5 protein-coding genes and 2 tRNA genes are annotated in these 4,133 nt (G+C 66.7%); all 7 read right to left on the bottom strand.

From position 1 onward, the window contains the following. Position 1: 1 nt before the first annotated feature. Positions 2–75, bottom strand: a tRNA-Glu gene (locus Q0H23_RS07940). A gap of 20 nt (positions 76–95) precedes the next feature. Further along, a tRNA-Gln gene (locus tag Q0H23_RS07935) sits at positions 96–169 on the bottom strand. Positions 170–350: 181 nt separating this feature from the next. Next, complete coding sequence (locus Q0H23_RS07930; RefSeq protein WP_293837283.1) at positions 351–893, bottom strand: biotin transporter BioY; 543 nt, start codon at positions 891–893, stop codon at positions 351–353. A 200-nt stretch (positions 894–1,093) separates the two neighbouring features. Beyond that, the gene (locus tag Q0H23_RS07925) at positions 1,094–2,524 is read right to left on the bottom strand and encodes an oxaloacetate decarboxylase subunit alpha (RefSeq protein WP_293837281.1); all 1,431 of its coding nucleotides are present in this window, start codon (positions 2,522–2,524) and stop codon (positions 1,094–1,096) included. After that, positions 2,517–2,684 carry an OadG-related small transporter subunit gene (locus Q0H23_RS07920; RefSeq protein WP_293837279.1) on the bottom strand — a complete coding sequence of 56 codons (168 nt, stop codon included), beginning with the start codon at positions 2,682–2,684 and terminating at the stop codon, positions 2,517–2,519. Before Q0H23_RS07920 ends, Q0H23_RS07925 begins: the two co-directional genes overlap by 8 nt. Positions 2,685–2,693: 9 nt before the next feature. Continuing rightward, positions 2,694–3,809 carry a sodium ion-translocating decarboxylase subunit beta gene (locus Q0H23_RS07915; RefSeq protein WP_293837277.1) on the bottom strand — a complete coding sequence of 372 codons (1,116 nt, stop codon included), beginning with the start codon at positions 3,807–3,809 and terminating at the stop codon, positions 2,694–2,696. 9 nt (positions 3,810–3,818) lie between these two features. Further along, positions 3,819–4,133, bottom strand: a 315-nt coding sequence (locus Q0H23_RS07910; RefSeq protein ID WP_293837275.1) for a biotin/lipoyl-containing protein, incomplete at its 5' end; no start/stop codon positions are given.

Below are 4,133 nucleotides of genomic sequence, written 5' to 3'. Positions count from 1 at the left end.
GTAGCCCGTACCAGATTCGAACTGGTGATCTCCGCCTTGAGAGGGCGGCGTCCTGAACCGCTAGACGAACGGGCCATGCAGTGCAACGCAGGCGATGGCTGGGATGGAGGGAGTCGAACCCCCATTGACGGAACCAGAATCCGCTGTCCTGCCATTAGACGACATCCCAATGAATGCCTGCAGCGCCTTCGCGCAAGGAAGAACTATACGGGAGCAAAGGCATATGCGCAAGAACTAATTTCAAATTTCTTCGAGAGAGCGGGTATGCCTTCACAAGTTATGCATAACCGCAGGTGAGAGACACGCCCGCTGCGACACGCCGCTCTCCCAGATTCGTCAGCTGCGACGCGCTACGCGGCCAGGCTCGGAACGGCGGCTCGCACGGCCTTGGCAAGACCCACTCCCACGCAGGCCTTGATCGCGTCCAGCGCGATGAACGGCGCGGAGCCCGCGGCGAAGGCAGCCGCGAGGCTATAGCCACCCGCAGTCGCCAGCCAGCACACGCCCACAGCATGCGAGCACGCGATCGCAAGCACCGCCGTCGCGACGTCACGCACGACGCCACCCGCAGGCATCAGCCGGCGCAGCACGGCGGCCAGAACTGCCGCGAGCAGGAATCCCAGGATGAAGCCGCCCGTCGGGCCAAACAGAACGCCGAGTCCACCGCGCATGCCGGAGAACAGCGGCACACCAGCGCCTCCAAGGAGCACATACATGCCCACGGAAAGGATGCTCGTGCGACCGGGCATCGCGACGAGCACAAACACCAGCGCGAGCGTCTGCAACGTGAACGGCACAGGCCCAAACGGCACCGTCACCCACGCGGAGACGGCGAGCAGGGCCACGCACGCGGCGGAGAAGGTGATCTCCCGCGTGGAGAGGTTCGAATTCATGAGCATCCCCCTTGATAGCAATGCCGGCCGACGCCGCAACGTCGACCGGCCAACGTTAGCCTGGAAATGATAGCGCCGATGGGGCCCTCCGTGCCCGGCGCGCCAGGTACGATCCAAGCGCGCCGGACGCGCTGGACGCGCCGCGCGCGGCGCCAAGCGCGCCATGCGCAGCGCCCATCGCGCCAGGCTCCCGGACCGCCCTAGACGGAGATCGTGACGTCAACCGTCTGGACGGGGACGTCGTAGAACGGGTCCTCCCTCCTGCCGAGGAAGTCGCGCGCCTGCTTCGGGAAGAGCGCGTAGCTGAGAACGTCCTCCTCGGAGCGCGCGTACTGCGAGATCTCCTTGCGCAGGCGCGGAAGCGCGGGCTCGATGAGGTCCGCCGGCCTGCAGGTGATCTTCTCGGCACCTTCGGGCGCGCCGGCGAGGACCTTGGCGGCAACGTCAGGGTCGATCGCAGCGGGCGCGGCCCCATAGCGGCCAAGCACGTAGTCGCGGATCTCCGTGGGCACGAGCTTGTAGCGCTCGCCGGAGATGACGTTCATGAGGGCCTGCGTGCCCACCATCTGCGAGAGGGGCGTCACGAGCGGCGGATAGCCAAGATCGGCCCTCACGCGGGGAACCTCCGCCAGAACATCCTCGTAGCGGCTCTCGAGCCCCTGCTCGGTCAGCTGGGAGAGGAGGTTCGAGAGCATGCCGCCCGGGACCTGATAGACGAGGGCCTTGGGGTTCGTGTCCTTGACCTTGGGATTGAGCTTGCCCTCCGCGCGGAAGCGGTTGCGCACGCCATTAAGGCTCTCCACCATGGGCGCGAGCGCGTCGAGGTCGAGCCCGCAGTCATAGCCGAGCTCGCCAAGCGCGATCGCCATGGACTCCGTCGTGGGCTGGCTGGTGCCGCCGGAAAGCGGGCTCAGGCAGGTGTCGATGACATCCGCGCCCGCCTCGACGGCCTTGAGCAGCGTCATCTCGGCGATACCGGCGGTGGCGTGCGTATGCACCTCGAGTGGGAGGTCGCACTCCGCCTTGATGCCGCTCACGAGTTCGAACGCCGCAGCCGGAGTGAGGGTGCCGGCCATGTCCTTGATGCACAGCGAGCTCGCACCCATCTCGGCAAGCTCGCGGGCGAGGCCCACGAAGTAGGGCACCGTGTGCACCGGGCTCGTGGTGTAGCACAAGGCGCACTGGCACTCGCCGCCCGCCTCGTGGCAAGCCTCAATCGACGTCCGCAGGTTACGCACGTCATTCAGCGCGTCGAACACGCGCACGACGTCGATGCCGTTCTCGACGGACTTGGCCACGACAGCGCGCACCACGTCGTCCGCGTAGTTCCTGTAGCCGAGGAGGTTCTGTCCTCGGAGCAGCATCTGCAGGCGGCTGTTGGGCGCTGCCTCGCGAATGGCGCGGAGACGCTCCCACGGGTCCTCGTTCAAGAAGCGCAAGCAGGAGTCGAAGGTGGCCCCTCCCCAGACCTCGAGGGCGTGATAGCCCGCGCGGTCCATGTCCGAGAGCACGGGGAGCATGTCCGAGAGGGGCATGCGCGTGGCTATCTGGCTCTGCTGGCCGTCGCGCAGGATGGTCTCGCAGACGCCCACGTGGCGGGCAGGCACCTTCGCGGCAACGTCGCTAGTCATCGCTTCCTCCCCTCTTCGGCGGGAACAGGCGGCAGAGGGCGAGCGAGGCGAGAGCGATGATGCCCAGCACGAGGAAGTCGCCGCCCCATCCGAGGACGAGAAGCTCGAGCGACGCCTTAAGCGCCTCGAAGTTGACGCCCGAGACAAAGAAGGTAGGCATGGCAACCCCCTAGCCCAGCACCGCGAGCAGAAGGCCGCCCGCGACGACGGAAGCGATCTGGCCGGCGACGTTGGCGCCCGCCGCCTGCATAAGGATGAAGTTCTGCGGGTCCTCCTCGGTGGCCATCTTCTGGATGACGCGGGAGGACATGGGGAACGCGGAGATGCCCGCCGCACCGATCATCGGGTTGACCTTCTCCTTGCGGAAGAGGTTAATCAGCTTGGCGAACATGACGCCACCAACAGAGTCCATCACGAAGCCCACCAGGCCAAGCGCAATGACGAGCAGGGTGTCTACCTGCAGGAAGTCCGAGTAGACCATCTTCACGGAGACCGCGAGGCCAAGGACGATCGAGATGATGTTCACGAGCTCGTTCTGCGCGGCGAGCGAGAGGTTGTCGAGCACGCCGCACTCGCGCAGGAGGTTGCCGAACATGAGGAAGCCCACGAGCGGGAGCGACACGGGCGCGACGAGGCCCGCGACGACGGTGATGACGATCGGGAACAGGATCTTCGCCGTCTGGGAGACCTCGCCCGCGCGGTACGTCATGCGGATCTGGCGCTCCTTCTTGGTGGTGACGGCGCGAATCGCGGGCGGCTGGATGATGGGCACGAGCGCCATGTAGGAGTAGGCCGCGACCATGATCGCGCCGAGGTACTTCGAGTTGAGGACGTTGGCGACGAAGATAGAGGTGGGCCCGTCCGCCGCGGCGATGATGCCGATGGAGCCGGCGTCCGCGAGGTCGAAGCCCAGGACCACGGCGAGGATCGTCGTGAAGAAGATGCCAAACTGGGCCGCCGCGCCAAAGAGCAGCAGGAACGGGTTCTGCAGGATCGGGCCGAAGTCGATCATCGCGCCGATGCCGATGAACAGCAGGAGCGGGAAGAGCTCCGTGGCGATGCCGGCGTCGAAGAGCACCTGGAAGGGTCCCGCCTCGCCCGCCGTCTCGAGCACGCCGGTGTTGGGGAAGTTCACGAGGATGGTGCCGAGGCCCATGGGCACGAGCAGTGTGGGCTCGTACTCCTTCTTGATGCCGAGGTACATGAGGACGCCACCGATGAGCATCATGACGATGCGGCCGGGCTCGGAGATCATCCCCATGACGCCATAGATCAGAGTTTCCATGGCCGCCCCCTAGCTGATGGTGAAGAGCGCGTCGCCCGGATTGACCATCTGGCCGGCCGTGACGTGAATGGCGGAGATGGTGCCCGCGCGCTCCGCGACGATGGCGTTCTCCATCTTCATGGCCTCGAGGACGAGGACGCAGTCATTCTGCGCGACGACGTCGCCGACGCTGTGCTTGAGCTCGAGGATCTTGCCGGGCATGGGGGCCGTCTGGGCATCCGCGCCAGCGGGCGCGGCGGGCGCCGGGACAGGTGCGGGAGCCGGTGCCGCGGGAGCCGGTGCCGGAGCTGCGGGCGCGGGAGCCGCGGGGGCCGGGGCGGGAGC

The sequence above is a fragment of the uncultured Parolsenella sp. genome (genome assembly GCF_934660935.1).
GTDB lineage: Bacteria > Actinomycetota > Coriobacteriia > Coriobacteriales > Atopobiaceae > Parolsenella.
The sequence above is the reverse complement of the archived record's forward strand: the minus strand, read 5'-3'. Positions and strand labels throughout refer to the sequence as shown.